This window comes from Micromonospora rifamycinica (assembly GCF_900090265.1).
Taxonomy (GTDB): domain Bacteria; phylum Actinomycetota; class Actinomycetes; order Mycobacteriales; family Micromonosporaceae; genus Micromonospora; species Micromonospora rifamycinica.
The window spans coordinates 6,505,794-6,529,455 of the sequence record NZ_LT607752.1; the positions used below are offsets into that span (position 1 = coordinate 6,505,794).

A 23,662-nucleotide genomic window follows, 5' to 3' on the forward strand; every position below is an offset into this window, starting at 1 on the left:
CTAAACGTCCGCCCGGGGATCTCAGCAGGCAGTTACGTACGGGCGGGCCGGATCGTTCGGTCACCCGTCAGGTGTGACGGCCCGCACCGTTGTCGGGTCGGCCGGGCAGCGAAAACGACGGCGCGTAGTGTGTGGTGCGGTGTGCGGACCCGATGGGGTTCCGCCGGACCGAATCTCCCCTGGCGACGCCGGAAGGTGGCAATCCGTGAGCATGATCACCGAGCGCCCCGTCAGCAATCCTGCCGGGCAGCCGCCGGTGCGTGCGGTGCCCCGGGAGCCGGTGCCGGGCCGGCGGGACGTGCGGGCGATCGTGTCCGCGTACGTGGCGCTCACCAAGCCCCGCATCGTGGAGCTGCTGCTGGTGACCACGGTGCCGGCGATGATGCTCGCCGACGGTGGCCTGCCGTCGCTGTGGCTGATGGCCGTGGTGCTGGTCGGCGGCTCGTTGGCCGCCGGTGCGGCGAGCGTGCTGAACTGCTACATCGACCGGGACATCGACCAGTTGATGCGGCGGACCAAGCGGCGTCCGCTGCCGGCGCACACCGTCTCGCCCCGCAGCGCCCTCGTCTTCGGGCTGGTGCTGGCGGCGGTGTCGGTCGCGCTGATGGCGACGTTCACCAACCTGCTGGCCGCCGCGCTGACACTGGCCGCGATCGCCTACTACGACCTGGTGTACACGCTGTGGCTCAAGCGGACCACGACGGCGAACACCTTCTGGGGCGGGGCGTGCGGGGCGGCTCCGGTGCTGATCGGCTGGGCCGCGGTGACCGGGTCGTTGGCGGCGCCGGCCTGGGCGCTGTTCGCGGTGGTCTTCTTCTGGCAGATGCCGCACTTCTACCCGCTGGCCATGAAATACAAGGACGACTATGCCCGCGCCGGCATCCCGATGCTGCCCGTGGTGGCCTCGGCCCGGCGGGTCAACGCCGAGATCCTGGTCTTCGCCTGGCTGACCGTGGCGACCTCGCTGGCGCTGTGGCCGCTGGGCATGAGCGCGGTCTACGGGGTGCCGACCGCGGTGGTGGGCGCGGTCTTCCTGGTCGAGGCGCACAGGCTCTGCCGACGGGTGACCCGGGGCGAGCCGGTCAAGCCGATGCGTCTGTTCCACTGGTCGACCACCTACCTGACCATCGTCTTCGCCGCCGTGGCCCTCGACGCGCTGCTCTGACCGGCACGGCGTCTCCGGGTCGGCGCACGGCGTCTCCCGGGCCGACGTGCGGCGTCTCCCGTCGGCGGGCGGCGTCCGGGCGGAACGTCCGCGCCGGCCGGGCGGGCCGGGTTCGGGCGGTGGCGCGACGTCCCCGACCCACCGTCGGTCGGCGGAAATCATGTCCGGATGGTGAGATTTTCTCCGGTGGCGACCAGCTGGGGCAAGCCGGACGCACGGGGATGATGCGGTCAGACCATTACGCCCACATTTATCCGACATGTCCGGGCAATATCCCCCGGTATTTACGATAAACCCTCGGGTAATTGGTATCACAAATAGTTCATGATTCTCGCGCGTAGGGGGGCCGGTCTGCTTAGGCTTCGCCCATGGCAGAAGGTTCCGATACGACGCTGACGGCTGAACAGACCGCCGAGCCGGCCCCCACCGGGCTGGTCTCGGGCCTCAGGTCCTTCGCCGCCGGACACGGCGGCGCGAAGGCGGTCATCGAGTACGTCGGCAAGCGTGGCGCACGGATCGTCCTGGTCGGTGCGGATGGTGTGTGGGGCGACCAGTTCGCCGAGGACACCGTGACCGCCCGGGAGGCGTGCGCCCAGGCGGGCGTCACCGTCGAGAACGCCTGGGAGCGTGAACTGATGGACCAGATGCGGCCGAGCAACGACCTCTGGCGGTCGATGGCCCGACGCACGATGTCCCGTTGACGGACCACCACCCGACCCACCAGCCGACCCGGGGGGAACCCCGGGTCGCTCTCGTCACCTGCTCCCGCTTCGCCGACCTCTACCCGGACGACCGGCTCGTGGTCGCTCCGCTGGCGGCGCGGGGCGTCACCGTCGAGGCCGCCGTCTGGGACGACCCCGGGGTGGACTGGGAGCGGTACGACCTGGTCGTGCTCCGGTCGCCCTGGGACTACGTGCCCCGCCGGGACGAGTTCGTCAGCTGGGCGCGGCGGGTGCCGACCCTGGTCAACCCGGCCGACGTGGTGGAGTGGAACACCGACAAGCGCTACCTCGGCGCGCTCGCCGACGCCGGGGCGCCCACCGTGCCGACCTCCTGGATCGAGCCGGGAACCCCCTGGGAGCCGCCCGCCACCCCGGGCGAGTACGTGGTGAAGCCGGCGGTCAGCGTCGGCAGCCAGGACACCGGCCGCTACGACCTGACCGACCCGGGGGACCGGGAACTGGCCGCCGGGCACGTCCGCCGGCTGTCGGCCGCCGGCCGGGTCGCCATGGTCCAGCCGTACCTGGCGGCGGTGGACACCGTCGGGGAGACCGCGCTGCTCTTCTTCGCCGGCCCGGACGGCCTGGCCTTCAGCCACGCCATCCGCAAGGGCGCGATGCTCGACGGCCCGGACCCGGGCGTCGAGGGGCTCTACAAGCCGGAGCGGATCAGCCCGCGCACCGCCACCGACGAGCAGCTGGCCGTCGCCGCGCGGGTGCTGGCCGAGGTGCCGGGCGGGTCGCGGCGGCTGCTCTACGCCCGGGTCGACCTGATCCCGGGGCCGGACGGCACACCCGTGCTGATCGAGCTGGAGCTGACCGAGCCGTCGCTGTTCCTCGGCCACGCCGACGGTGCCCCGGAGCGTCTCGCCGACGCGGTGCTGACCCACCTGGCCCGCCGCTGACCCCGCCCCGGCCGTCCTACCTTTCCGGGCCGCCGCGCCTGTGCCCGGTCGGGCCGTCTGACGGACGCCTGCCGGTCCGGGCCGCCGCCTTTCCTTCCGCTCGGGCTGTCCCGCGGCCTGCCGGGCAAGATCTTGCTACTTCCACGTTGTAGTGGCCTTCCGCGGTGAGGATGCCACTACAACGTGGTTCGAGCGCGATCTTGGCGGCGCGGTCCCGCGGGCGCGGGCGTGGGCCTGCCGGGGCGGAGGGTCGGGGAGGGGTGCTCAGACGGTGGCCGGGATCCGCTCTCCGGCCGGGGTCCGCGCCGGGCCGGCCGGCAGCCCCCGGCGCTGCCGGGTCGACCAGAGCACCGCCAGGGTGGCCAGTAGCACCAGGCAGGAGCCGAGCATGTGCGCGGCGACCAGCACGGCGGGCAGCTGGGTGAAGTACTGCACGAAGCCGATCAGGCCCTGTCCCAGCTCCACCGCCACCAGCACCAGGGCGGCGCGGGCCGGGCCGGTCGCGCCGACCGCCCGTAACGCCAGGACCAGGGCGACGGAGAGGCCGATCAGCAGGAACACCCCGTCGGCGTGCACCTGGGAGATCGTCTCCGGGTCCAGCCCGTTGCGGGCCGCGCCGTGGTCGCCGGCGTGCGGGCCGCTGCCGGTCACCCAGGTCCCGACGACCAGCACCGCGACGCTGACCGCGGTGGTGAGCCGGGCCAGCGTGCGCAGCGGCCCGGGCACGACCGGCACCGCCGGGCCGTCCGGGTCGACCACCCGCCGCCAGAGGGCGTAGGCCGCCGCGATGACCGCCATCGAGGCGAGGAAGTGCAGCCCGACCACCCACGGGTTGAGGTTGGTCAGCACGGTGATCCCGCCGAGCACGGCCTGCGCCGGGATGCCGAGGAACACGGCGACGGCCAGCGGACGCAGCCCGGTGCGCCGGGGCCGGTGGGCCAGCACGGCCAGCAGGGTGGCCAGGGCGATCGCCCCGACGGCGAAGGTGAGCAGCCGGTTGCCGAACTCGATCACGCCGTGCACGCCCATCTCGGCCGTGGTGGTGTACGACCCGTCGGTGCACCGGGGCCAGGTGGGGCAGCCGAGCCCCGACGCGGTGAGCCGGACCGCCCCGCCGGTCACCACGATGGCCACGTTGGCCACGATCGAGGCGTACGCGAGACGGCGCAGCAGGGTGGTCGAGACCGGATACCGGTCGGGCAGGCGGACCAGCGCGGCGGGGACCGGGAACCGGACGGATCGCTTCACGCCGCGAATCCTACGCACCGTAGTGGAGCCCGATCGGGTGACTCCGCCGCTGCGGTGGGCGGAATCACCGGGGTCTCGTTTGCGGCCCCCCGGCGAATTACGTAACGTTGGCGTTGTGAAAAACGCGGCGGCGCTCTCCGGGCACCCGCCGACGGCCGCCCCGGCCGTCGGGGTGGGTTCCCGGTCCCGGCGTGCCGGCCGGGCCGCCGGGCCGGAGGTCGGGCGGCGGGCCGCGCCGCAGCCGGCGTCGGCCGCGTCCACCGATCTTTCCACCCGGGACCGGGTGACCCAGCTGCTGCTGGCGCAGGGGGCGACCACGGCCGGTCAGCTCGGCTCGGCGCTCGGCCTCAGCCCCGCCGCGATCCGCCGGCACCTCGACGCGATGCTGGCCGACGGCGACGTGCTCGCCCGGGAGCAGACCGTTCGGGGCAGCCGGGGTCGGGGCCGACCGGCGAAGGTCTTCCTGCTCACCGACGCGGCCCGGGTGCGCTGCGGCACCCACCACTACGACAACATGGCCACCGCCGCGCTGCGGTGGATCGCCCGCAACGGTGGCCCCGACGCCGTCGAGGCGTTCGCCGCCGACCAGGTCGCCGCGCTGGAGGCCCGCTGCCGGGCCGCCATGGAGGACGCCGGCGACGATCCGCTCGCCCGTTCCGAGGCGCTCGCCGGTGCGCTCACCGCCGAGGGCTACGCTGCCAACGCGTCCACGATCGCCTCCGGCGGGCAGCTCTGCCAGCACCACTGCCCGGTGGCGCACGTGGCCGCCGAGTTCCCCCAGCTGTGCGAGGCCGAGACGGCGGTCATCTCCCGTCTGGTCGGCACCCACGTGCAGCGCCTGGCCACCATCGCGCACGGCGACGGGGTGTGCACCACGCACATTCCGACCCAGCCGCGCGCCCAGTCCGGTAACACCGTCACCACTGTGAGGACAGATAGATGACCGAGCAGATCGTCCAGCCCCTGACCCAGGAAGAGCAGCTCGCCGCCCTCGGTCGGTACGAGTACGGCTGGTCCGACTCCGACGTCGCCGGGGCCGCGGCCCAGCGCGGCATCAACGAGGCGGTGGTGCGGGACATCTCGGCGAAGAAGAACGAGCCGGCCTGGATGCTCGACCTGCGGCTGAAGGGCCTGCGGCTGTTCGGCCGCAAGCCGATGCCGTCCTGGGGCGCCGACCTCACCGGGATCGACTTCGACAACATCAAGTACTTCGTGCGCTCCACCGAGAAGCAGGCCACCAGCTGGGAGGACCTGCCGGAGGACATCAAGAACACCTACGACCGGCTGGGCATCCCCGAGGCGGAGAAGCAGCGGCTGGTCGCCGGGGTCGCCGCGCAGTACGAGTCCGAGGTGGTCTACCACAAGATCCGTGAGGACCTGGAGGAGCAGGGTGTCGTCTTCCTCGACACCGACACCGCCCTCAAGGAGCACGAGGACATCTTCAAGGAGTACTTCGGCACGGTGATCCCGGTCGGCGACAACAAGTTCGCCGCGCTGAACACCTCCGTGTGGTCCGGCGGCTCGTTCATCTACGTGCCGAAGGGCGTGCACGTGGAGATCCCGCTCCAGGCGTACTTCCGGATCAACACCGAGAACATGGGCCAGTTCGAGCGGACGCTGATCATCGTCGACGAGGGCGCGTACGTGCACTACGTCGAGGGCTGCACCGCGCCGCTCTACTCGTCCGACTCGCTGCACAGCGCGGTCGTCGAGATCATCGTCAAGAAGAACGCGCGCTGCCGCTACACGACCATCCAGAACTGGTCGAACAACGTCTACAACCTGGTCACCAAGCGGGCCGTCTGCCACGAGGGTGCGACCATGGAGTGGGTCGACGGCAACATCGGCTCCAAGGTCACCATGAAGTACCCGGCGGTCTACATGACCGGCGAGCACGCCAAGGGCGAGGTGCTCTCGGTGGCGATGGCCGGCGAGGGCCAGCACCAGGACGCCGGGGCCAAGATGGTGCACGCCGCGCCGCACACCAGCAGCACCATCGTGTCGAAGTCGATCGCCCGGGGCGGCGGCCGTACCTCGTACCGGGGCCTGGTGCAGGTGCTGGAGGGGTCGCACCACAGCCGGAGCACGGTCAAGTGCGACGCGCTGCTGGTCGACACCATCTCCCGCTCGGACACCTACCCCTACGTCGACATCCGCGAGGACGACGTGTCGATGGGGCACGAGGCGACCGTTTCCAAGATCAGCGACGACCAGCTCTTCTACCTGATGAGCCGGGGGCTGAGCGAGGACGAGGCGATGGCGATGATCGTGCGGGGCTTCATCGAGCCGATCGCCAAGGAGCTCCCGATGGAGTACGCCCTGGAGCTCAACCGTCTGATCGAACTCCAGATGGAGGGCGCGGTCGGCTGACGCCGCCCGTCGGGCCGCATCGGGTACCGACCTGCCCGCAGCGGCCCGGCCCGCGACCGGCCCGACCCACCCTCCGCTCAATGACACCGTCGTCACGGACAGACAGACCAAGGAAGAGATGACTATCCAGGCTTCCGCGCCGCCGAGCACCAAGTCGCAGGCGCTGCGCTCGTACGACGTCGCCGACTTCCCGGCCCTGACGGGGCTGGAGGAGGAGTGGCGCTTCACCCCGCTCAAGCGGCTCCGCGGGCTGACCGGGGGAGCGCCGGCCGCCACCGCCACGGTCCGCCACGAGTACGCCGACCTGCCGGCCGGCGTCACCGTCGGGCGGATAGACCGGGACGACCCCCGGGTGGGCAGCGTGCTCACCCCGGTCGACCGGGTCAGCGCGCTGGCGTACGGCGGGGCCGGGCAGGCCCTGCTGGTCGAGGTCGCGGCCGACGCGGTGGTCGACGCGCCGGTGACCCTGCGGGTGGTCGGCGAGGACGCCGACGGGCTGGCCTTCGGGCACACGTTCGTCGACGTGGGGCGGTTCGCCGAGGTGGTGCTGGTGCTGGAGCACGTCGGGGCGGCGACGCTGGCCGACAACGTCGAGGTCGCGGTGGCCGACGGGGCGAAGCTGACCCTGGTCACGGTGGCCGACTGGGCCGCCGACGCGGTGCAGGCGCAGCACCTGAAGGTCCGGCTCGGCCGAGACGCCAAGGTGTCGCACGTCCAGGTCAGCCTGGGCGGTGACCTGGTCCGCCAGTACACCACTGTCGAGTACACCGGCCGGGGCGGCGAGGCCGAGCTGTACGGCGTCTACTTCGCCGACGGCGGCCAGCACCTGGAGCACCGCCAGCTCGTCGACCACAACGTGCCGGACTGCCGCAGCCACGTCGGCTACCGGGGCGCGTTGCAGGGCGAGCAGGCGCACACCGTCTGGGTGGGCGACGTGCTGATCCGGGCCGAGGCGACCGGTACCGACACCTACGAGATCAACCGGAACCTGCTGCTCTCCGACGGCGCGCGGGCGGACTCGGTGCCGAACCTGGAGATCGAGACCGGCGAGATCGCCGGTGCCGGGCACGCCAGCGCGACCGGCCGGTTCGACGACGAGCAGTTGTTCTACCTGATGGCCCGGGGCATCCCGGAGGGTGAGGCCCGCCGGCTGGTGGTCCGGGGCTTCTTCGCCGAGGTGATCAACAAGATCCCGGTCGAGGCGTTGCGTGAGCGCCTTGGGGACGCGATCGAGGCCCGGCTGGCGAGCGGGAACAGCGAGTTCGCCAGCCCCGTACCCGTGGGCGGAGACACCGCCGTCGGGGCCGGAGCCTGACATGATCCGGATCTGCTCCACCGAGGACGTGCCGAAGGGCACCGTGATCAGCGCCGACGTCGACGGCACCCAGATCGCCGTGGTGCACGGCACCGACGGCGGGTTCTACGCCGTGCACGACGAGTGCTCGCACGCCTCGGTGGCCCTCTCCGAGGGCGAGGTCGAGGGCTGCACGCTGGAGTGCTGGCTGCACGGTTCCCGGTTCGACCTGCGCACGGGTGAGCCCAGCGGGCTGCCCGCCACCGAGCCCGTCCCCGTCTACGCCGTCGAGGTACGCGACGGCGACATCTATCTTCCCGTGGGCGCCGACGGCCGCCCGACGCCGAGCAATGGAGTGACCCGATAATGAGCACCCTGGAGATCCGCGACCTGAAGGTGTCGGTCAAGCTGCCCGAGGGTGAGCTCAAGCCGATCCTGTCCGGTGTCGACCTGACCGTCCGGTCCGGGGAGACCCACGCGATCATGGGGCCGAACGGCTCCGGCAAGTCGACCCTGGCGTACTCGGTCGCCGGTCACCCCAAGTACGAGATCACCGGCGGCTCGGTGACCCTCGACGGCGTCGACGTGCTGGAGATGACCGTCGACGAGCGGGCCCGTGCCGGCCTCTTCCTGGCCATGCAGTACCCGGTCGAGGTGCCCGGCGTCTCGGTGGCGAACTTCCTGCGCACCGCCAAGACCGCCATCGACGGCGCGGCCCCGAAGCTGCGCAGCTGGGGCGGCGAGCTGCGCGGTGCGATGGAGAAGCTCCAGATGGACCCGGCGTTCGCCCAGCGCAACGTCAACGAGGGCTTCTCCGGCGGCGAGAAGAAGCGGCACGAGATCGTGCAGCTGGAGCTGCTCAAGCCCAAGATCGCCATCCTCGACGAGACCGACTCCGGGCTCGACGTGGACGCGCTGCGGGTGGTCAGCGAGGGGGTCAACCGGGTCCGTGACACCGGTGACACCGGCCTGCTGCTGATCACCCACTACACCCGCATCCTGCGCTACATCAAGCCCGACTTCGTGCACGTCTTCGTGGCCGGCCGGATCGTCGAGCAGGGCGGCCCGGAGCTGGCCGACAAGCTCGAGGAAGAGGGCTACGAGCGGTACGTCGCCGGGGCCGGCGCGGCGCGGGCCTGAACTCACACGGACAGGGGTCTGCTGAGATGACCACCATCGCCATCCCGGACGGGATGCCGCAGTACGACGACGTGCCGCGCTTCGACGTGGCCGCGGTGCGGGCCGACTTCCCGATCCTCGACCGGGAGGTCAACGGGCACCGGCTGGTCTATCTCGACAGCGCCAACACCTCGCACAAGCCGCGGCAGGTGCTCGACGTGCTCACCGGGCACTACGCGAGGCACAACGCCAACGTGTCGCGCTCGGTGCACACCCTGGGCACCGAGGCGACCGAGGCGTACGAGGGGGCGCGGGCGAAGGTCGCCGCGTTCGTCAACGCGCCGAGCGTGGACGAGGTGGTGTTCACCAAGAACTCCACCGAGGCGATCAACATCGTGGCGTACGCCTTCTCCAACGCCTCGCTGCGCGCGGACGCCGACGAGCGGTTCCGGCTCGGCCCCGGCGACGAGATCGTGATCTCCGAGATGGAGCACCACTCGAACATCGTCCCGTGGCAGCTGCTGGCCGAGCGGACCGGCGCGACCCTGCGCTGGTTCCCGGTCACCGACACCGGGCGGCTGGACGAGTCGGGGCTGGACGAGCTGGTCACCGAGCGGACGAAGATCGTCTCGCTGGTGCACACCTCGAACATCCTCGGCACGGTCAACGCCACCTCCCGGATCACCCGGCGGGTCCGGCAGGTAGGGGCGCTGCTGCTGCTCGACTGCTCGCAGTCGGTGCCGCACCTGCCGGTGGACGTGGTCGACCTGGACGCCGACTTCATCGTCTTCACCGGGCACAAGATGTGCGGGCCGACCGGCATCGGCGTGCTCTGGGGGCGGGGCGAGCTGCTCGCCGCGATGCCTCCGGTCATGGGCGGCGGCTCGATGATCGAGACCGTGTCGATGGCCCGGTCCACGTTCGCCGCGCCGCCGGCCCGGTTCGAGGCGGGCACCCCGCCGATCGCCGAGGCCGTCGCGCTCGGCGCGGCGGTCGACTACCTCACCGGCGTCGGGATGCGGGCGATCCAGTGGCACGAGAAGGAGCTGACCGCGTACGCGCTGGACGCTCTCACCACCGTGCCGGGGCTGCGGATCTTCGGTCCGACGGTGCCGGTCGGCCGGGGCGGCACCATCTCGTTCGCGCTCGGCGACGTGCACCCGCACGACGTCGGGCAGGTCCTCGACTCGCTCGGGGTGCAGGTGCGGGTGGGCCACCACTGCGCCAAGCCGGTCTGCACCCGGTTCGGGGTGCCGGCGATGACCCGGGCGTCGTTCTACCTGTACACCACCACGGAGGAGATCGACGCCCTGGTGGCGGGTCTCGAACAGGTGCGGAGGATCTTCGACTGATGCAGCTGGACCAGCTCTACCAGGAGATCATCCTGGACCACTACAAGCGTCCGCAGGGACGCGGTCTGCGCGACGCCGACGATCCCGCCGCCCAGGTGGCCGAGGCGCACCACGTCAACCCGACCTGTGGTGACGAGGTGACCGTGCGGGTGGCCGCCGTCGGCGACGTCGTGGTGGACATCTCGTACGACGGCGCGGGCTGTTCGATCAGTCAGGCGTCGGCGAGCGTGCTGTACGACCGGCTCTCCGGCCGGCGCACGGGGGAGATCGCCGCCGTGCACGCCGGGTTCGTGGAGTTGATGTCCGGCCGTGGCCAGGTCACGCCGGACGAGGAACTACTCGGTGACGGGGTGGCGTTCGCGGGTGTCGCCCGCTACCCGGCCCGGGTCAAGTGCGCGCTGCTGCCGTGGATGGCGTTCAAGGACGCCGCGGCACGCGCGGGGGTGGGCGTGAGCCCGACGGAGGTTGAGGCATGAGCGAGGACACCGCTACCGCGGCGACGCCGGAGACCGGCGACGCCAGCACCACGCCGCCCGGCGTGGTGACGCCGCCGGTCGCCGAGGGGGCCGCCCGCACGACGGAGGCCGCCGGGTCGGCGGGCACGACGGAGGCCGCCGGGTCGGCCGGTGGCCGGGCGGCCATCGCCGACATCGAGGAGGCGATGAAGGACGTCGTCGACCCCGAGCTGGGCATCAACGTGGTCGACCTCGGCCTGGTGTACGGCGTGCACGTGGACGACCAGAACGTCGCCACCCTGGACATGACGCTGACCTCGGCGGCCTGCCCGCTCACCGACGTGATCGAGGACCAGGCCCGCCAGGCGTTGACCACCGGCCCCGGCGGGGGACTGGTCGACGACATCCGGATCAACTGGGTCTGGCTGCCGCCGTGGGGCCCCGACAAGATCACCGACGAGGGTCGGGACCAGCTCCGCTCCCTCGGCTTCAACGTCTGACCCCTGCCGCTCGCGCGGGCACGGTACCCCGAGCCGGGTGCCGTGCCCGTTTCGCGTCCGCGGCCCCCGCACCGGCTGCGGCGCCCGCCGCCGTCCACGCCGCCCTGGTCCGGGCGGGGTGATCGACTCAACGGGGCCGATGTAGGGGCGTCCCGGGCCGCTGATGCCGCTGTTTCGCCCCCGGCGGGTCGATCATCCGCTAGCGGCGGACAGTCCGGTGTCGGGGCGTCGGGGCGTCGGGGCGTCGGGGCGTCGGGTCGTCGGGTCGTCCGTCGGGCCGCCGGCCGTCGTGCCGTAGGGTCGGGTGGTGAGCAGTCGACCCGCGGCCGGTGGCGGCCGGTGGATCGAGGTCGATCCGACCCGCGTCGCCCGCTGGGTGGAGGGTTTCGCCGACCGGCACGGTCCGCCCGTCGTCTCCCCGCAGGGGTACGGTCTGCTGCTCACCGCCCCCGACGGGACGACCGCCGAGCTGCATCTCCCGCCGGGCGCCGACGGCGGCGCTCCCGGGGAACCCGCACAGGCCCACGACGCGGCGGGGGAGGTCACCGGCGCGTCCCGGCGGGTCGACGACGTGCCGGGGTTCGTCGACGCGGCCACCGCGCCCCGCCGGATCGGCCTGTTGCTGGCCCGCAAGGGCGCGGTGGCGGTCGGTGTGGCGCTCGGCGAGAAACTGCTGACCTCCAAGGTGGACACCCGGTACGTGCAGGGCCGCACCGCCGCCGGGGGCTGGTCCCAGCAGCGGTTCGCCCGGCGGCGGGACAACCAGGCGAAGGCGGCCCTGGGCGATGCGGCCGAGCTGGCCGTACGGCTGCTGCTGCCGGAGGCGGCGACGTTGGCGGCGCTGGTCTGCGGTGGCGACCGGCGGGCCGTCGACACGGTGCTGGCCGACCGGCGGCTGGCCCCGCTCGCCGCCCGGCGGGTCGCGCGGCTGCTCGACGTGCCCGAGCCCCGGCATGCGGTGCTGGTCGGTGCGGTCAGCGCCGCCCGTGCGGTCCACATCCTGCTCCGCGACCCGGCCTGAGCCCGGCCGGGAGCGACGACGGCGGCCGGCGGGCGTGAGCCCGGCCGACCGCCGCGATGCTGCCGGCGCGGTGCCGGTCAGAGGCTGCCGCTGAAGGTGTCGCAGGCCTTCGGGTCGCCGGTGGTGTAGCCCTTGGTGAACCACTGCTTGCGCTGCTCGGAGGAGCCGTGCGTGAACTCCTCCGGGTTCACCGGCCGGTCGGCCCGCTTGGAGATCGCGTCGTCGCCGATCTTCTCGGCGGTGTCGATCGCCTGCGCGATGTCCTGCTCGGTGATGCTCTTGAAGATCTTCTGCCCCTGCTCGTCGGCGGTGCCGGTGGCGTTCTTGGCCCAGGCGCCGGCGTAGCAGTCGGCCTGGAGCTCCAGCTTGACCGAGAGGGCGTTCGCGCTGCCCGGGTCGCGCTGCTGCTGGCGGCGCATCTGCGCCTCGGTGCCGAGCAGGTCCTGCACGTGGTGGCCGTACTCGTGGGCGAGCACGTACGGCTGGGCGAACTCGCCCTGGGCGCCGAGCTGGTCGGCGAGGGTCTGGTAGAAGGTCAGGTCGATGTAGACCAGGTCGTCGGCCGGGCAGTAGAACGGCCCGACGCCGGAGTCGGCCTGGCCGCAGCCGGTGTTGACGCCCTGGCTGAAGAAGACCGTCTTGGACGGCTGGTACTGCTGGCCGAACCGCTCCGGCAGTGCGGTACGCCAGTACGCCTGGATCGAGTTGACGTAGAGGGTGTTGCGGCAGTCCAGCTGCTTCAACGCGTCGTCGGCCGCACACTTCTGCTCCAGCGCCGTGTTGTCGCCCGACTCGGCGCCGCCACCGTTCATGGCGTTCAGCCCGAACCCGCCACCCACCAGGGCCACCAGCACGGCGATGATGAGCCCGACGATGCCGCCGCGCCCACCGCCGCCCGGCAGGGGGATCGGGATGCCCGCCCCGCCACCTCCACCGGACCCCCGCCGGTCGTCCACCTGGCCGGTGTCGATCCGCGCGTTCTCGTTCAGCTCCATGTTGACCCCGATCACCGTTTCGTCACGTCTGAGGGTTGCGGTACCGGACGGGTCCGGACGGCGTTTCCGGTACCCGATGATCTTGCCCGGTAATCCGGGCGGTGCGCGCCGGGCCGCCCGGTACACTAGTCGGGTGCTGCGCTGCGAAGGCTGAATCGCCCCGCGCCGACGGGAACCATGGACCCGCCGGCGCTTTCGCGTGCCCTGAGTCAGCCCTTCAGACCCCGAGAGCGAGTACCGGAAATGATCAGTGTCACCGGCCTGGAACTGCGCGCTGGTTCCCGGATCCTACTGTCCGACACCACCCTGCGGGTGCAGCCGGGTGACCGGATCGGATTGGTCGGCCGCAACGGCGCGGGCAAGACCACCACCCTCAAGGTGCTGGCCGGCGAGGGACAGCCCTACAGCGGGGAGATCGACCGGCGCAGCGCCATCGGCTACCTGCCCCAGGACCCCCGTACCGGCGACCTGGAGGTAACCGGGCGGGACCGGGTGCTCTCCGCCCGGGGGCTGGACGTGCTGATGGCCCAGATGAAGGAGATCGAGCAGCGGCTCGCCGACGGCGTCGACGACAAGCTCGTCCGCCGCTACGGCGCGCTGGAGGACCAGTTCGCCTCGCTGGGCGGGTACGCCGCCGAGGCCGAGGCCGCCCGGATCTGCGCCAACCTGGGGCTGCCCGACCGGGCGCTCGCCCAGACCATCGGCACCCTCTCCGGCGGTCAGCGCCGCCGTATCGAACTGGCCCGGATCCTGTTCCGCGACGCCGGTGAGAACGGCGGCGGCATCCTGCTGCTCGACGAGCCCACCAACCACCTCGACGCCGACTCCATCACCTGGCTGCGTGGCTTCCTCGCCAACCACAAGGGCGGGCTGATCGTGATCTCCCACGATGGTTCGCTGCTGGAGTCCGTGGTCAACAAGGTCTGGTTCCTGGACGCGACCCGTTCCGTGGTCGACGTCTACAACCTGGGCTGGAAGGCGTACCAGGAGGCGCGGGAGACCGACGAGCGGCGGCGTCGCCGGGAGCGGGCCAACGCCGAGAAGAAGGCCGGCGCGTTGATGGCGCAGGCCGACAAGATGCGGGCCAAGGCCACCAAGACCGTCGCGGCGCAGAACATGGCCCGGCGGGCCGAGAAGCTGATCGCGGGGCTGGAGGAGGTACGCGTCTCCGACAAAGTGGCGAAGGTCCGCTTCCCCAACCCCGCGCCGTGCGGCAAGACCCCGCTCACCGCGACCGGCCTGTCCAAGTCGTACGGCTCGCTGGAGATCTTCACCGACGTGAACGTCGCGGTCGACCGCGGCTCCCGGGTGGCCATCCTCGGGCTCAACGGCGCCGGCAAGACCACCCTGCTGCGGATGCTCGGTGGGCTGCTCCCTCCGGACACCGGCGAGGTGCACGCCGGGCACGGCCTGCGGCTGGGCTACTACGCCCAGGAGCACGAGACGCTGGACGTGGAGCGGACGGTGCTGGAGAACATGCGGGCGGCGGCGATCGAGCAGTCCGACACCGACCTTCGCAAGATCCTCGGTGCGTTCCTCTTCTCCGGCGAGGACGTCAACAAGCCCGCCGGGGTGCTCTCCGGTGGCGAGAAGACCCGCCTCGCGCTGTCCACCCTGGTCTGCTCCGGCGCCAACGTGCTGCTGCTGGACGAGCCGACGAACAACCTCGACCCGGTCAGCCGGGAGCAGGTGCTCGACGCCATCGCCAACTACCCCGGCGCGATCGTGCTGGTCACCCACGACCCGGGCGCGGTGCTCGCGCTCAAGCCCGACCGGGCCATCCTGCTCCCCGACGGTGACGAGGACGCCTGGAGCGACGACCTTCTCGAACTGGTCGAGCTGGCCTGACCCGCCTCGGGCTGGCCTGATCTGCGCCGGTCGGCCAGCCTGACCGGCCTGACCAGGGCCGACCTGACCAGGGCCGGTCGGGCCGGGCACGGTCAGCCGGCGAGGTCGACCAGCCGGCCGGGGACGCCCGAGCCGACCAGGATCACCAGGCCGATGGCGACGAAGATCGCCGGGACCAGCCAGTGGCCGATCCGCCCGACCAGGTCGACCACCCGCCGGTGCCCGCCGAGCAGGGCGGCGACCCCGCACCAGACACCGACCAGGGCGGTGAAGACCACCAGGTAGACCACCCCGTCGCCCGGGTCGAGGGTGCGGAACACCGGGACGTAGACGGCGATGTTGTCGGCGCCGTTGGCGATGGTCACCCCGGCGACCCCGAGCAGGCCGCCGACCACCGCCGGCGGCGGGGTGTCGTCGTCGGTGCGGGGCCGGCTGCGCAGTGCCCGCACGCCGAGCGCGATCGGTAGCAGCCCGAGCAGGCCGGTCCAGGGCTCGGGGAGCACCAGCAGACCGGCGGCGACCACCACGGCCGCCGCGACCAGGGCGGTGATGCCCAGGTACTGCCCGGTCACGATCTGCCACCGGCGGGGTCGTCCGGTGCCCCGGGCGGCTACGAAGAGCACGGTCAGCACCACGATGTCGTCGAGGTTGGTGGCGGCGAAGACGGCCGTCGCGGCGCTCGCGGTGGCCCACAGGTCGGTCACGACGGGCAGGCTACGGGCCGTCCACCCGGGGCCTGCGCACGGCGGGGTGGGTCGATCACCGTCCGGAGGGTCACTCTATCGGGTTGGCGACAATACATAGCGTGTCGGTTGGCGAAGAGTTGATATCTGGCGCATGATCGTTCGAGGCGGTCTAATAGGTATGACCGTATCCGAAGCGCACAGTCTGGGACGTGAGGAATCAGCATGGCAGCCACTGGCACAGCCACCAGCACTGAGAAAGGTCGCCGGATCGTCGGAGCCGAGCGTCAGACGCTCGCCAAGGACCTGGTAAAGCGGTACACCGGTGGGGAGAGCATCCGGGCGCTCGCCGCGTCGACCGGGCGATCCTACGGGTTCATCCACCGCGTGCTCACCGAGTCCGGCGTGCAGCTGCGGCAGCGCGGCGGCGCCCGACGTCGCAAGAAGGCGTGACCCGCCCACCAGCGTCGTCCATGAGTGCACCCGGGGCGGTCCGGTGACCGTCGAGACCGCCGGGGTGCGACTGCACTGTGCCGGGCCGGTCGCGACGGTGACGTTGTGCCGGCCCGACGTGCTCAATGCCCAGACCCCGGCGATGTGGCGCGCGATGAGCGACTTCTCCCGGGACCTGCCCGGCGACGTGCGCGTCGTGGTGGTACGCGGCGAGGGGCGGTCGTTCTCCGCCGGCCTCGACCTGTCGGTGGCCGGTGCCCAGGGGCCGGGTTCGTTCGCCGAGCTGTCCACCCTGCCCGAGCAGGAGTGCGCCGACCGCATCGCCGGTTACCAGCAGGGTTTCACCTGGCTGCACCGACCGGACGTGATCTCGGTGGCGGCCGTGCAGGGCCATGCCATCGGCGCGGGCTTCCAGCTCGCGCTCGCCTGTGACCTGCGGGTGCTCGCCGAGGACGCCCGTTTCTCGATGGCCGAGGTGACCCTCGGCCTGGTCCCTGACCTGGCCGGTACGAAGCGGCTGGTCGAGCTGGTCGGCTACGCGCGCGCCCTGGAGCTGTGCGCCACCGGCCGGCGGATGGACGCCGCCGAGGCCGACCGGATCGGGCTGGCCAATCTGGTGGTGCCGAACGCCGAGCTGGACGACGCGGTCCGTGACCTGACCGCCGGCCTGCTCGCCGGGAACCGGGACGCGGTGGTGGAGATCAAGGCGCTGCTCGCCGGGGCCGCCGGTCGCTCCCACGCCGATCAGCAGCGGGCCGAGCGCGAGGCGCAGACCCGCCGGCTGCGCGACCTCGCGGGCCGGGGCGACTAGCCAGCGGGCGGTGGCGACCAGGCAGAGCCGGTCGCGGGTCGCGATGACCGGGCGGACCCGCTCGCGGGTCGCGATGACCGGGCGGAGCCGGTCGCGGGCCGGGGCGACCGGGCGGACCCGCTCGGGAAGCACCGGGTGACCGTCGAGGTTGTCGTAGTCGTCGGGAGAATCGAACCCGACGGTGTGTCGCCCACGACGCGGAGGTGTCCGATGTCCAACCCGATGGCGGGCGGCAACATGGCGGGTTGGAGCATGCTCCGGTCGATCCGCCAGGACGGCGAGGTGTCCGCGCACCGGCTCAAGCGTGGCACCGCCCGGCGGATCATGGCCTTCGCGCACCCGTACCGGCGGGACATCGTCGTCTTCCTGGTGACCGTGGTGATCGCCGCCGTGATCGGGGTGGCCACCCCGGTGCTCGCCGGCCACGTGATCAACGCGATCAGCGGGGGTGGCCCGGAGGCCGGCGCCACCGTCGTCCGGTTCGCCCTGATCATCGGGGTGCTGGCCGTGGCCGACGCGCTCTTCTCCCTCGCCCAGCGGTGGTACTCGGCCCGCATCGGCGAGGGGATCATCCTGGACCTGCGCACCCGGGTCTACGACCACGTGCAGCGGATGCCCCTGCAGTTCTTCACCCGGACCCAGACCGGTGCCCTGGTCAGCCGGCTCAACAACGACGTGATGGGTGCCCAGCGGGCGTTCACCTCCACCCTGTCCGGGGTGGTCAGCAACGTCATCCAGCTCGTGCTCACCGCCGGGGTGATGTTCACCCTCTCCTGGCAGATCACCGCGCTCTCCCTGGTGCTCCTGCCGATCTTCGTGATCCCGGCGCGGCGGGTCGGCAAGCGGCTGGCCGAGATCACCCGGGAGTCGTACGACCTCGACGCCAAGATGAACGCCACGATGACCGAGCGGTTCGGGGTGGCCGGCGCGCTGCTGGTCAAGCTGTTCGGCTCGCCCGAGGTGGAGGCCGACCGGTTCGCCGGGCGGGCCGAGCGGGTCCGCGACATCGGCATCCAGTCAGCGATGTACTCCCGCACCTTCTTCGTGGCGATGCTGCTGGTCGCCTCGCTGGCCCAGGCGCTCACCTACGGGCTCGGCGGCTGGCTGGCGGTCACCGGCGCGGTCAGCGCCGGCACCGTGGTCACCCTCGCCCTGCTGCTCACCCGCCTCTACGGTCCGCTGACCGCGCTGTCCAACGTCCGGGTGGACGTGATGAGCGCGCTGGTCTCCTTCGACCGGGTCTTCGAGGTGCTCGACCTGCGTCCCGGCATCGAGGAGAAGTCCGACGCGGTGCCGGTGCCCCGGGGTGCCGGGCGGGTGGAGTTCCGCGACGTCCGGTTCCGTTATCCGGCCGCCGCCGACGTCTCGCTGGCCTCGCTGGAGGAGGTCGCCACCCTCGACCGTACGGCCAACGAGCCGGTGCTCAGGGGCGTCTCGTTCAGCGTCGAGCCGGGGCAGATGGTGGCCCTGGTCGGGCCGTCCGGCGCGGGCAAGTCCACGCTGTCCATGTTGGTCTCCCGGATCTACGACGTCACCGACGGCGAGGTGCGGGTCAGCGGGGTCGACGTCCGGGACGCCACCCTCGCCTCGCTGCGCGACGAGATCGGCGTGGTCACCCAGGACTCCCACCTGTTCCACGAGACGATCGCCGAGAACCTGCGGTACGCCAGGCCGGACGCCACCGACGACGAGATCTGGACGGCGCTGGCCGGCGCGCAGGTGGCCGACCTGGTGCGGTCCCTGCCCGACGGGCTGGAGACGACGGTCGGCGAGCGCGGCTACCGCTTCTCCGGCGGCGAGAAGCAGCGCATCGCCATCGCCCGGCTGCTGCTCAAGGCCCCGTCGATCGTGATCCTCGACGAGGCCACCGCGCACCTCGACTCGGAGAGCGAGGCGGCGGTGCAGCGCGCCCTGTCGGTGGCGTTGACCGGGCGGACCGCGCTGGTGATCGCGCACCGGCTCTCCACCGTCCGGGACGCCGACCAGATCCTCGTGCTCGACGACGGGCGGATCGTCGAGCGGGGCCGACACGAGGAGTTGGTCGCGGTCGGCGGGCTCTACGCCGAGCTGTACCGGACCCAGTTCGCCGTGGCCGACTCGCCCGCCCCGCACGCCGAGGTCGAGCAGCCCGAGCCGATCGTCACCACCGTGCCGATGGGCACCTACGTCGCCCAGGAGGCGCTGCCCCCGGCCGTGGCCAACTAGGCCCGTCCACCTGTCGACCGGTGGTTGCGGTGCGTCGCCCCGGCCGGTCCCCGGTGTCGTGTAAATGATGACATTGAGGTAAGAAATTGCGGTAGTACGCATTGTTCAACGATTGATGTAATTCAATTTCGTGCGTGCTTTTGAGTGGGGGCTGCCATACCATTGGTATGCCATCGACCACCGGTCGGGAGCGCACTTTCCTCTTTATGTCTGGAGTGAGGCATGCCGCACGTCCGTTCTTCCCGCTTCGTCCGTCTGCTGGCCGCGTGCACCGCCGGAGTGGCCGCGGTGGCCGTGCTCCCGATGGCCAGCGCCCAGGCGGCCACGGCCCCGTTCACCGTCTCGGTCACCGGCGGTTACAACAACACCCAGTCCCTCGGCACGGCCACCGGAACGGTGACGGGAACGGGGGGAAGTGCCCAGGCGAGTTACTCGGTGACACTGTGCGGACAGAGCACCTACCCGAGTTCCCGGGTGACCATTCAGGGCGGCACCGCCAGCGTCAGCCACACCGTCTACTACCAGAACTGCGAGACCTTCACCGGCGATCTCGTCTCCAGCTACGGATTCTCCAACGCGCAGATCACCGTCTCCGGATCCACCTTCTACCCGGGCAACCAGTACACCACGTACACGAAGAGCAGGACGGTGTACTTCTGACCGTCAGCCGACGGCCTGGGGCGGGTGACCGGCGACGGCCGCGCGTAGCTCACCGAAGGCGGCCCCCAGCGTCCGCGGGGTGAAGTGGGCGTTCAGACCGCTCGGATTGGGCAGCACCCAGAGCCGCGCGCCGGCCAACGGTTCCGGCTGCGGGCCGAAGCCGGCCTTCGGCCGGGCGAACCCGATCCGGTACGCGGTCACCCCGACCACCGCCACCCAGGCCGGTCGGTGCCGGGCCACCTTGTCGGTCAGCGTCCGCGCGCCGGCCACCAGCTCCGCCGGGGTCAGCTCGTCCGCCCGCGCACTGGCCCGCGCCACCATGTTGGTGATGCCCAGCCCGTACCCGGGCAGCGTGTCCTGTTCGCTCGGGTGCAGCTGGCGCGGAGTGAAGCCGCCCCGGTGCAGGGCTGGCCAGAAGCGGTTGCCGGGCCGGGCGAAATGCCATCCGGTGGCCGCCGACCAGAGACCGGGGTTGATCCCGACGAAGAGCACGGTCAGCCCCGGGCCGAGCACGTCCGGGATGGTCCGGTCGGCTGCCGCGGCCAACGCCGCCCGGTCCGGTCGCCAGGCGACCGGTTCGCGGGCACGCCGGACCGCACCGGCGGTGGGACCGGTCTCGGCCGGCCCGGCGGTGGGGTCGGCCGGTCCGGGCCTGGGGTCGGTCGGCTCGCGGGAACGGCCGGCCGGCCCGGCGGTCGGGTCGGCGGGCTGGCGGGCCGGGGTCACAGGCTGCGCAGGGCGCCGCCGTCGACCGGCACGCTGACCCCGGTGACGTAGCCGGCGGCGGGGGAGAGCAGGAAGGCGGCGACCCGGCCGAACTCGGCCGGGTCGCCGATGCGGCGCAGCGGGATGCCGGCCTCCACCCGGGACCGGGCCGCCTCGTCGTCGCCGAGCAGTTCCCGGCTGCGGTCGGTCAGGAACCGTCCGGGCAGCAGGCCCAGCACCCGGACGCCGTGCGGGCCGTACTCGTCGGCCAGGTCCTTGGCCACCCCGGCCAGGCCGGGCCGCAGGCCGTTGGAGATGCCGAGGCCGGTGATCGGCGACCGGACCGAGGTGGACAGCACCAGGCCGATCGCCCCGCCCTCGGTGAGCGCGGCGGCCACCGTACGGGCCGTGCGTACCGTGCCCAGGAAGACCGTCTCGAAGGACTCCCGCCACTGCGCGTCGCTGACCTGCGCGGCGGTGCCCGGAGGTGGTCCGCCGACCGAGACGAGCGCCCCGTCGAGCCGGCCGAAGTGCCCGTGCGCGGCGGCCACCAGCCGCTCGGGGGCGTCCGGGTCGGCCAGGTCGGCGACCAGGCCGATCGCGTGCCCGGGTCCACCCAGCCGGTCGACCGCCTCGGCGACCCGCTCCGGTGTCCGGGCCGACAGGACCACCCGCGCCCCGTCGTCGACCAGGCACCGTGCGGTCGCGAAGCCGAGCCCCCGGGACGCGCCGGTCACCACGTACACCCGGCCGGTCAGTTCGAGATCCATACCGCGATCCTGCCGTATCCGGACCGGTGGGGTCAGTGGCGGGCCGGCCGCAGCAGGCGTACCCGACCGGCGAGCTGGAGGGCGACGGCGCCGTCGACCCGGGCGAACGCGGGCATCCGGCGGTGCCGGGGCGGGTGCCGGCCGTCGTAGTGGTGGACGGCCTCCCGGACGACCAGCTCCTCCGCGCCGAGCGCGGGGAGCGCCGAGCGGTCCCGCAGCTCGCGGGCGAGGTCCCAGCCGTCGCGCAGCGAACCGGCGGTGGGCCGGTCGGCCGCCCAGTCGCGGAAGGTGGCCCACCAGGCGTCGTCGAGGCCGGCGGCGAGCAGCGGCCAGTGCCGGGCGACCTCGCCGGCCCGCTTGCGCAGCAGGGCCGTCCGGGCGGCGTCGACCCGGTCGGTGGCGAAACCGGCCGGCACCGGAGCGCCCGCGACCAGCGCTGCTACCAGCGCGGCCTGCCGGGCGGCCAGTCCGGTGGCACCGGGCGCGGGGGCCGCCCCCGCCGCCGGGGGGCCGGGATCGGCCGGGCGGGGGACGGTCACGTGACGACCGGGTGGCCGGACACGGCGGCGAGGGCGTCCAGCTCCGCCCGCAGGGTGGCGGCGGGCGGGTAGTGGCCGTCGCGTTCCAGCAGCAGCGGGGGTGGCCGACGACCGGCGCAGAGCGCGCCGACCAGCGCCAACACCTCCGAGGGCACCGGATCGGTGTGCGTGTCGTGGTAGAGCCCGTCGCGCTCCGCCCCGCCGGCCACGTGCAGGTAGGAGATCCGTTCCACCGGCAGCCGGTCGAGCAGGAGCCGCGGGTCCGCACCCCGGTTGCGGGCGTTGGCGTAGACGTTGGCCACGTCGAGCAGCAGCCCCGCCCCGGTGGCGTCGAGGATCTCGGTGAGGAAGTCCGCCTCGTCCAGCTCGTCGTCGGGCCAGTCGAACAGCGCGGCGATCGGCTCCAACGCCAGCGGCACCGGCAGCTCCGCCTGTGCCCGCCGGACGTTGGCCACCACCGCCGCCACCGCCTCCCGGGTGCGCGGCAGCGGCAGCAGGTGCCCGGCCTCCAGGCCGCCGGCCCGGACGAAGGCGATGTGCTCGCTGACCAGCGGTGCCTCGACCAGTTCGGCCACCCGGGCCAGGTGCGTCACCCGGGCCGGGTCGACCGGTTCGGCACCGCCGAGGGAGAGCCGCACCCCGTGCGGTACGACGGTGACGCCGGCCTCCCGGAGCGCGGCGAGCCCCGGCGGGAGCGGACCGGCCGGGGCGACCGACTCCGCCACCACCTCGACGAAGCGCAGCCCGGGTAGCCCGGCGACGAATCCGGCGATCTCCGGCCGCCAGCCGATGCCCACCCCCTGCGGGCCGGTCATCCGCCGCACCCTCCGCCGCCGCACCCTCCGCCGCCGCCGCCGCAGGAGGAGGACGAGCCGCCGCTACAGGACGAGGTGCTGCCACCGCACGAGGTGCCCGAGTAGCTGCTGCCGCTGCCGGAACTCAACGCCTGCCGCTGGATCGCCGCCTGTGCGGCGAAGCCGGGGTCGAGCGCGTAGAGGGAGGCGGTGCCGAACAGGGCCACGCCCATCGCCGCGCCGGCCGCGCCGTAGGTCGCGTAGGCCGGGGCGGAGTCCGGGGAGAGGTGGTGGCTGCTGCTGCGCAGGTGGCGCAGGGCCGTGTTCGCCGACCTGGTCCGGCGGGGCGTGCGGGCGATCAGGGCGAACGTCAGCCCGAGCCCGGCCAGGGCGAGCAGCAGCCAGCCGACAGGACGACCGTTGACCAGGCCGGCGACCAGCCGCACCACCCCGAGGGCCAGGAGCACCAGCAGCAGGTTGCGCCCTCGACGCAGCGCCCGGACCCCGTCGGCGTCGATCAGCAGGCCGTGTTGCTCCAACCCCTGGCGCAGCTGCTCCAGGGCGCGGGCCACGCCGGGATCCCGCCCCAGCTTCCCGGCGGCGACCGGCCGGCGGGCGGCGTTCCGGATCGCGTGGTCGAGCGGGGTGACGCCGGTCGGGGTCGGCCCGGCGGCGATCAACCGGCGGTCCGACCGTACGTCGATCGCGCCGGCCGCCCGCAGGCCACCGAGCGCCGACCAGACGGCGAGCTGGTCACCGCCGTTGAGGTAGGCGACCTGCTGGGGCCCGAGCTGGTCGATGCCGGCGGCGTCGGGGGGACCGGCGGTGGTCCGGCGGCGGTGCAGCAGCGTGCCGACCACGGCGACGACCGCCACCATCAGGTAGAGCTTGAGGAAGAGCGGGCCGGGGATACCCCAGGTGTCGCCCGGTGCGGCGAGGATGTTCATCGGCTGCTCCTGTCGCGCGAGGAGGGGGATCGCGGCCTCATTGTGGGGCAGCCCCGCCACGCCGGCGTCGCCGGCGGTGGCGAGTTACCGAGCCGAGACCTGCC

25 protein-coding genes are annotated in these 23,662 nt (G+C 72.6%); 17 read left to right on the forward strand and 8 right to left on the reverse strand.

Features of this window, described 5'->3' with window-relative positions; all coding sequences use genetic code 11:
* Positions 1–205: 205 nt before the first annotated feature.
* The 3 genes from GA0070623_RS27600 (at position 206) to GA0070623_RS27610 (ending at position 2,789) form a co-directional block, all read left to right on the forward strand.
* Positions 206–1,165: a heme o synthase gene (locus GA0070623_RS27600; protein ID WP_067304359.1), complete on the forward strand. Its 960-nt coding sequence runs from the start codon at positions 206–208 to the stop codon at positions 1,163–1,165.
* Between the two features lie 368 nt (positions 1,166–1,533).
* Positions 1,534–1,866, forward strand: a complete 333-nt coding sequence (locus tag GA0070623_RS27605) for a hypothetical protein (RefSeq protein ID WP_067304356.1) — start codon at positions 1,534–1,536, stop codon at positions 1,864–1,866.
* A complete protein-coding gene (locus GA0070623_RS27610) occupies positions 1,863–2,789 on the forward strand; it encodes an ATP-grasp domain-containing protein (protein WP_067304354.1) in 927 nt (308 codons plus the stop codon). Before GA0070623_RS27605 ends, GA0070623_RS27610 begins: the two co-directional genes overlap by 4 nt.
* 264 nt (positions 2,790–3,053) lie before the next feature.
* Here the strand turns inward: GA0070623_RS27610 and GA0070623_RS27615 are convergent, their stop codons facing one another.
* Positions 3,054–4,037: a COX15/CtaA family protein gene (locus tag GA0070623_RS27615; RefSeq protein ID WP_407937953.1), complete on the reverse strand. Its 984-nt coding sequence runs from the start codon at positions 4,035–4,037 to the stop codon at positions 3,054–3,056.
* A 115-nt stretch (positions 4,038–4,152) separates the two neighbouring features.
* Here GA0070623_RS27615 and GA0070623_RS27620 point away from each other — a divergent pair, with 115 nt between their 5' ends.
* The 9 genes from GA0070623_RS27620 (at position 4,153) to GA0070623_RS27660 (ending at position 12,148) form a co-directional block, all read left to right on the forward strand.
* Positions 4,153–4,980 (forward strand): helix-turn-helix transcriptional regulator, encoded by an 828-nt coding sequence (locus tag GA0070623_RS27620; protein ID WP_084261145.1) that lies wholly within the window; start codon positions 4,153–4,155, stop codon positions 4,978–4,980.
* Positions 4,977–6,407, forward strand: coding sequence for a Fe-S cluster assembly protein SufB (gene sufB, locus GA0070623_RS27625; protein ID WP_067304352.1), 1,431 nt, complete (start codon positions 4,977–4,979; stop codon positions 6,405–6,407). Before GA0070623_RS27620 ends, sufB begins: the two co-directional genes overlap by 4 nt.
* 118 nt (positions 6,408–6,525) lie before the next feature.
* Complete coding sequence (gene sufD / locus GA0070623_RS27630; RefSeq protein ID WP_067304350.1) at positions 6,526–7,722, forward strand: Fe-S cluster assembly protein SufD; 1,197 nt, start codon at positions 6,526–6,528, stop codon at positions 7,720–7,722.
* A 1-nt stretch (position 7,723) separates the two neighbouring features.
* Positions 7,724–8,068 carry a non-heme iron oxygenase ferredoxin subunit gene (locus tag GA0070623_RS27635; protein ID WP_067304347.1) on the forward strand — a complete coding sequence of 115 codons (345 nt, stop codon included), beginning with the start codon at positions 7,724–7,726 and terminating at the stop codon, positions 8,066–8,068.
* Positions 8,068–8,841, forward strand: a complete 774-nt coding sequence (gene sufC / locus GA0070623_RS27640) for a Fe-S cluster assembly ATPase SufC (protein WP_067304344.1) — start codon at positions 8,068–8,070, stop codon at positions 8,839–8,841. The genes GA0070623_RS27635 and sufC overlap by 1 nt, the downstream gene beginning before the upstream one ends.
* A gap of 26 nt (positions 8,842–8,867) precedes the next feature.
* The gene (locus GA0070623_RS27645; protein ID WP_067304342.1) at positions 8,868–10,172 is read left to right on the forward strand and encodes a cysteine desulfurase; all 1,305 of its coding nucleotides are present in this window, start codon (positions 8,868–8,870) and stop codon (positions 10,170–10,172) included.
* Positions 10,172–10,648 carry a Fe-S cluster assembly sulfur transfer protein SufU gene (gene sufU / locus GA0070623_RS27650; RefSeq protein ID WP_067304339.1) on the forward strand — a complete coding sequence of 159 codons (477 nt, stop codon included), beginning with the start codon at positions 10,172–10,174 and terminating at the stop codon, positions 10,646–10,648. Before GA0070623_RS27645 ends, sufU begins: the two co-directional genes overlap by 1 nt.
* On the forward strand, positions 10,645–11,127 hold the full coding sequence (locus GA0070623_RS27655) for a metal-sulfur cluster assembly factor (RefSeq protein ID WP_067304336.1): 483 nt from the start codon (positions 10,645–10,647) through the stop codon (positions 11,125–11,127). The genes sufU and GA0070623_RS27655 overlap by 4 nt, the downstream gene beginning before the upstream one ends.
* A 307-nt stretch (positions 11,128–11,434) precedes the next feature.
* Positions 11,435–12,148 (forward strand): acVLRF1 family peptidyl-tRNA hydrolase, encoded by a 714-nt coding sequence (locus tag GA0070623_RS27660; protein WP_089004379.1) that lies wholly within the window; start codon positions 11,435–11,437, stop codon positions 12,146–12,148.
* A 77-nt stretch (positions 12,149–12,225) separates the two neighbouring features.
* Here GA0070623_RS27660 and ypfJ read toward each other — a convergent pair whose 3' ends face one another.
* Entirely contained in the window at positions 12,226–13,143 is a 918-nt protein-coding gene (ypfJ, locus tag GA0070623_RS27665; RefSeq protein WP_067304431.1) for a KPN_02809 family neutral zinc metallopeptidase, read from the reverse strand.
* 243 nt (positions 13,144–13,386) lie between these two features.
* Between ypfJ and GA0070623_RS27670 the strand changes: the two genes are divergently transcribed.
* Entirely contained in the window at positions 13,387–14,991 is a 1,605-nt protein-coding gene (locus GA0070623_RS27670) for an ABC-F family ATP-binding cassette domain-containing protein (RefSeq protein WP_067304334.1), read from the forward strand.
* A gap of 92 nt (positions 14,992–15,083) precedes the next feature.
* Here the strand turns inward: GA0070623_RS27670 and GA0070623_RS27675 are convergent, their stop codons facing one another.
* The gene (locus GA0070623_RS27675) at positions 15,084–15,695 is read right to left on the reverse strand and encodes a cadmium resistance transporter (protein ID WP_231932571.1); all 612 of its coding nucleotides are present in this window, start codon (positions 15,693–15,695) and stop codon (positions 15,084–15,086) included.
* Between the two features lie 204 nt (positions 15,696–15,899).
* Between GA0070623_RS27675 and GA0070623_RS27680 the strand changes: the two genes are divergently transcribed.
* The 4 genes from GA0070623_RS27680 (at position 15,900) to GA0070623_RS27695 (ending at position 19,803) form a co-directional block, all read left to right on the forward strand.
* A complete protein-coding gene (locus GA0070623_RS27680; protein ID WP_007072022.1) occupies positions 15,900–16,127 on the forward strand; it encodes a helix-turn-helix domain-containing protein in 228 nt (75 codons plus the stop codon).
* 43 nt (positions 16,128–16,170) lie between these two features.
* Positions 16,171–16,938 (forward strand): enoyl-CoA hydratase/isomerase family protein, encoded by a 768-nt coding sequence (locus GA0070623_RS27685; protein WP_067304331.1) that lies wholly within the window; start codon positions 16,171–16,173, stop codon positions 16,936–16,938.
* Positions 16,939–17,160: 222 nt separating this feature from the next.
* Positions 17,161–19,143 (forward strand): ABC transporter ATP-binding protein, encoded by a 1,983-nt coding sequence (locus GA0070623_RS27690; RefSeq protein ID WP_172898566.1) that lies wholly within the window; start codon positions 17,161–17,163, stop codon positions 19,141–19,143.
* Between the two features lie 222 nt (positions 19,144–19,365).
* Positions 19,366–19,803 carry a hypothetical protein gene (locus tag GA0070623_RS27695; protein ID WP_157517479.1) on the forward strand — a complete coding sequence of 146 codons (438 nt, stop codon included), beginning with the start codon at positions 19,366–19,368 and terminating at the stop codon, positions 19,801–19,803.
* A gap of 3 nt (positions 19,804–19,806) precedes the next feature.
* On the opposite strand, the gene mug is transcribed toward GA0070623_RS27695, so the two are convergent.
* From mug to GA0070623_RS27720, 5 genes are all read right to left on the reverse strand, one after another.
* Complete coding sequence (gene mug, locus GA0070623_RS27700; protein WP_407937954.1) at positions 19,807–20,529, reverse strand: G/U mismatch-specific DNA glycosylase; 723 nt, start codon at positions 20,527–20,529, stop codon at positions 19,807–19,809.
* On the reverse strand, positions 20,526–21,278 hold the full coding sequence (locus GA0070623_RS27705) for an SDR family oxidoreductase (protein ID WP_067304322.1): 753 nt from the start codon (positions 21,276–21,278) through the stop codon (positions 20,526–20,528). Before GA0070623_RS27705 ends, mug begins: the two co-directional genes overlap by 4 nt.
* A 32-nt stretch (positions 21,279–21,310) precedes the next feature.
* A complete protein-coding gene (locus tag GA0070623_RS27710; RefSeq protein WP_067304419.1) occupies positions 21,311–21,745 on the reverse strand; it encodes a hypothetical protein in 435 nt (144 codons plus the stop codon).
* A 68-nt stretch (positions 21,746–21,813) separates the two neighbouring features.
* On the reverse strand, positions 21,814–22,632 hold the full coding sequence (locus GA0070623_RS27715) for a DUF692 domain-containing protein (RefSeq protein ID WP_067304416.1): 819 nt from the start codon (positions 22,630–22,632) through the stop codon (positions 21,814–21,816).
* The gene (locus tag GA0070623_RS27720; RefSeq protein WP_067304422.1) at positions 22,629–23,558 is read right to left on the reverse strand and encodes a TIGR04222 domain-containing membrane protein; all 930 of its coding nucleotides are present in this window, start codon (positions 23,556–23,558) and stop codon (positions 22,629–22,631) included. The genes GA0070623_RS27715 and GA0070623_RS27720 overlap by 4 nt, the downstream gene beginning before the upstream one ends.
* Between the last annotated feature and the right edge of the window lie 104 nt (positions 23,559–23,662).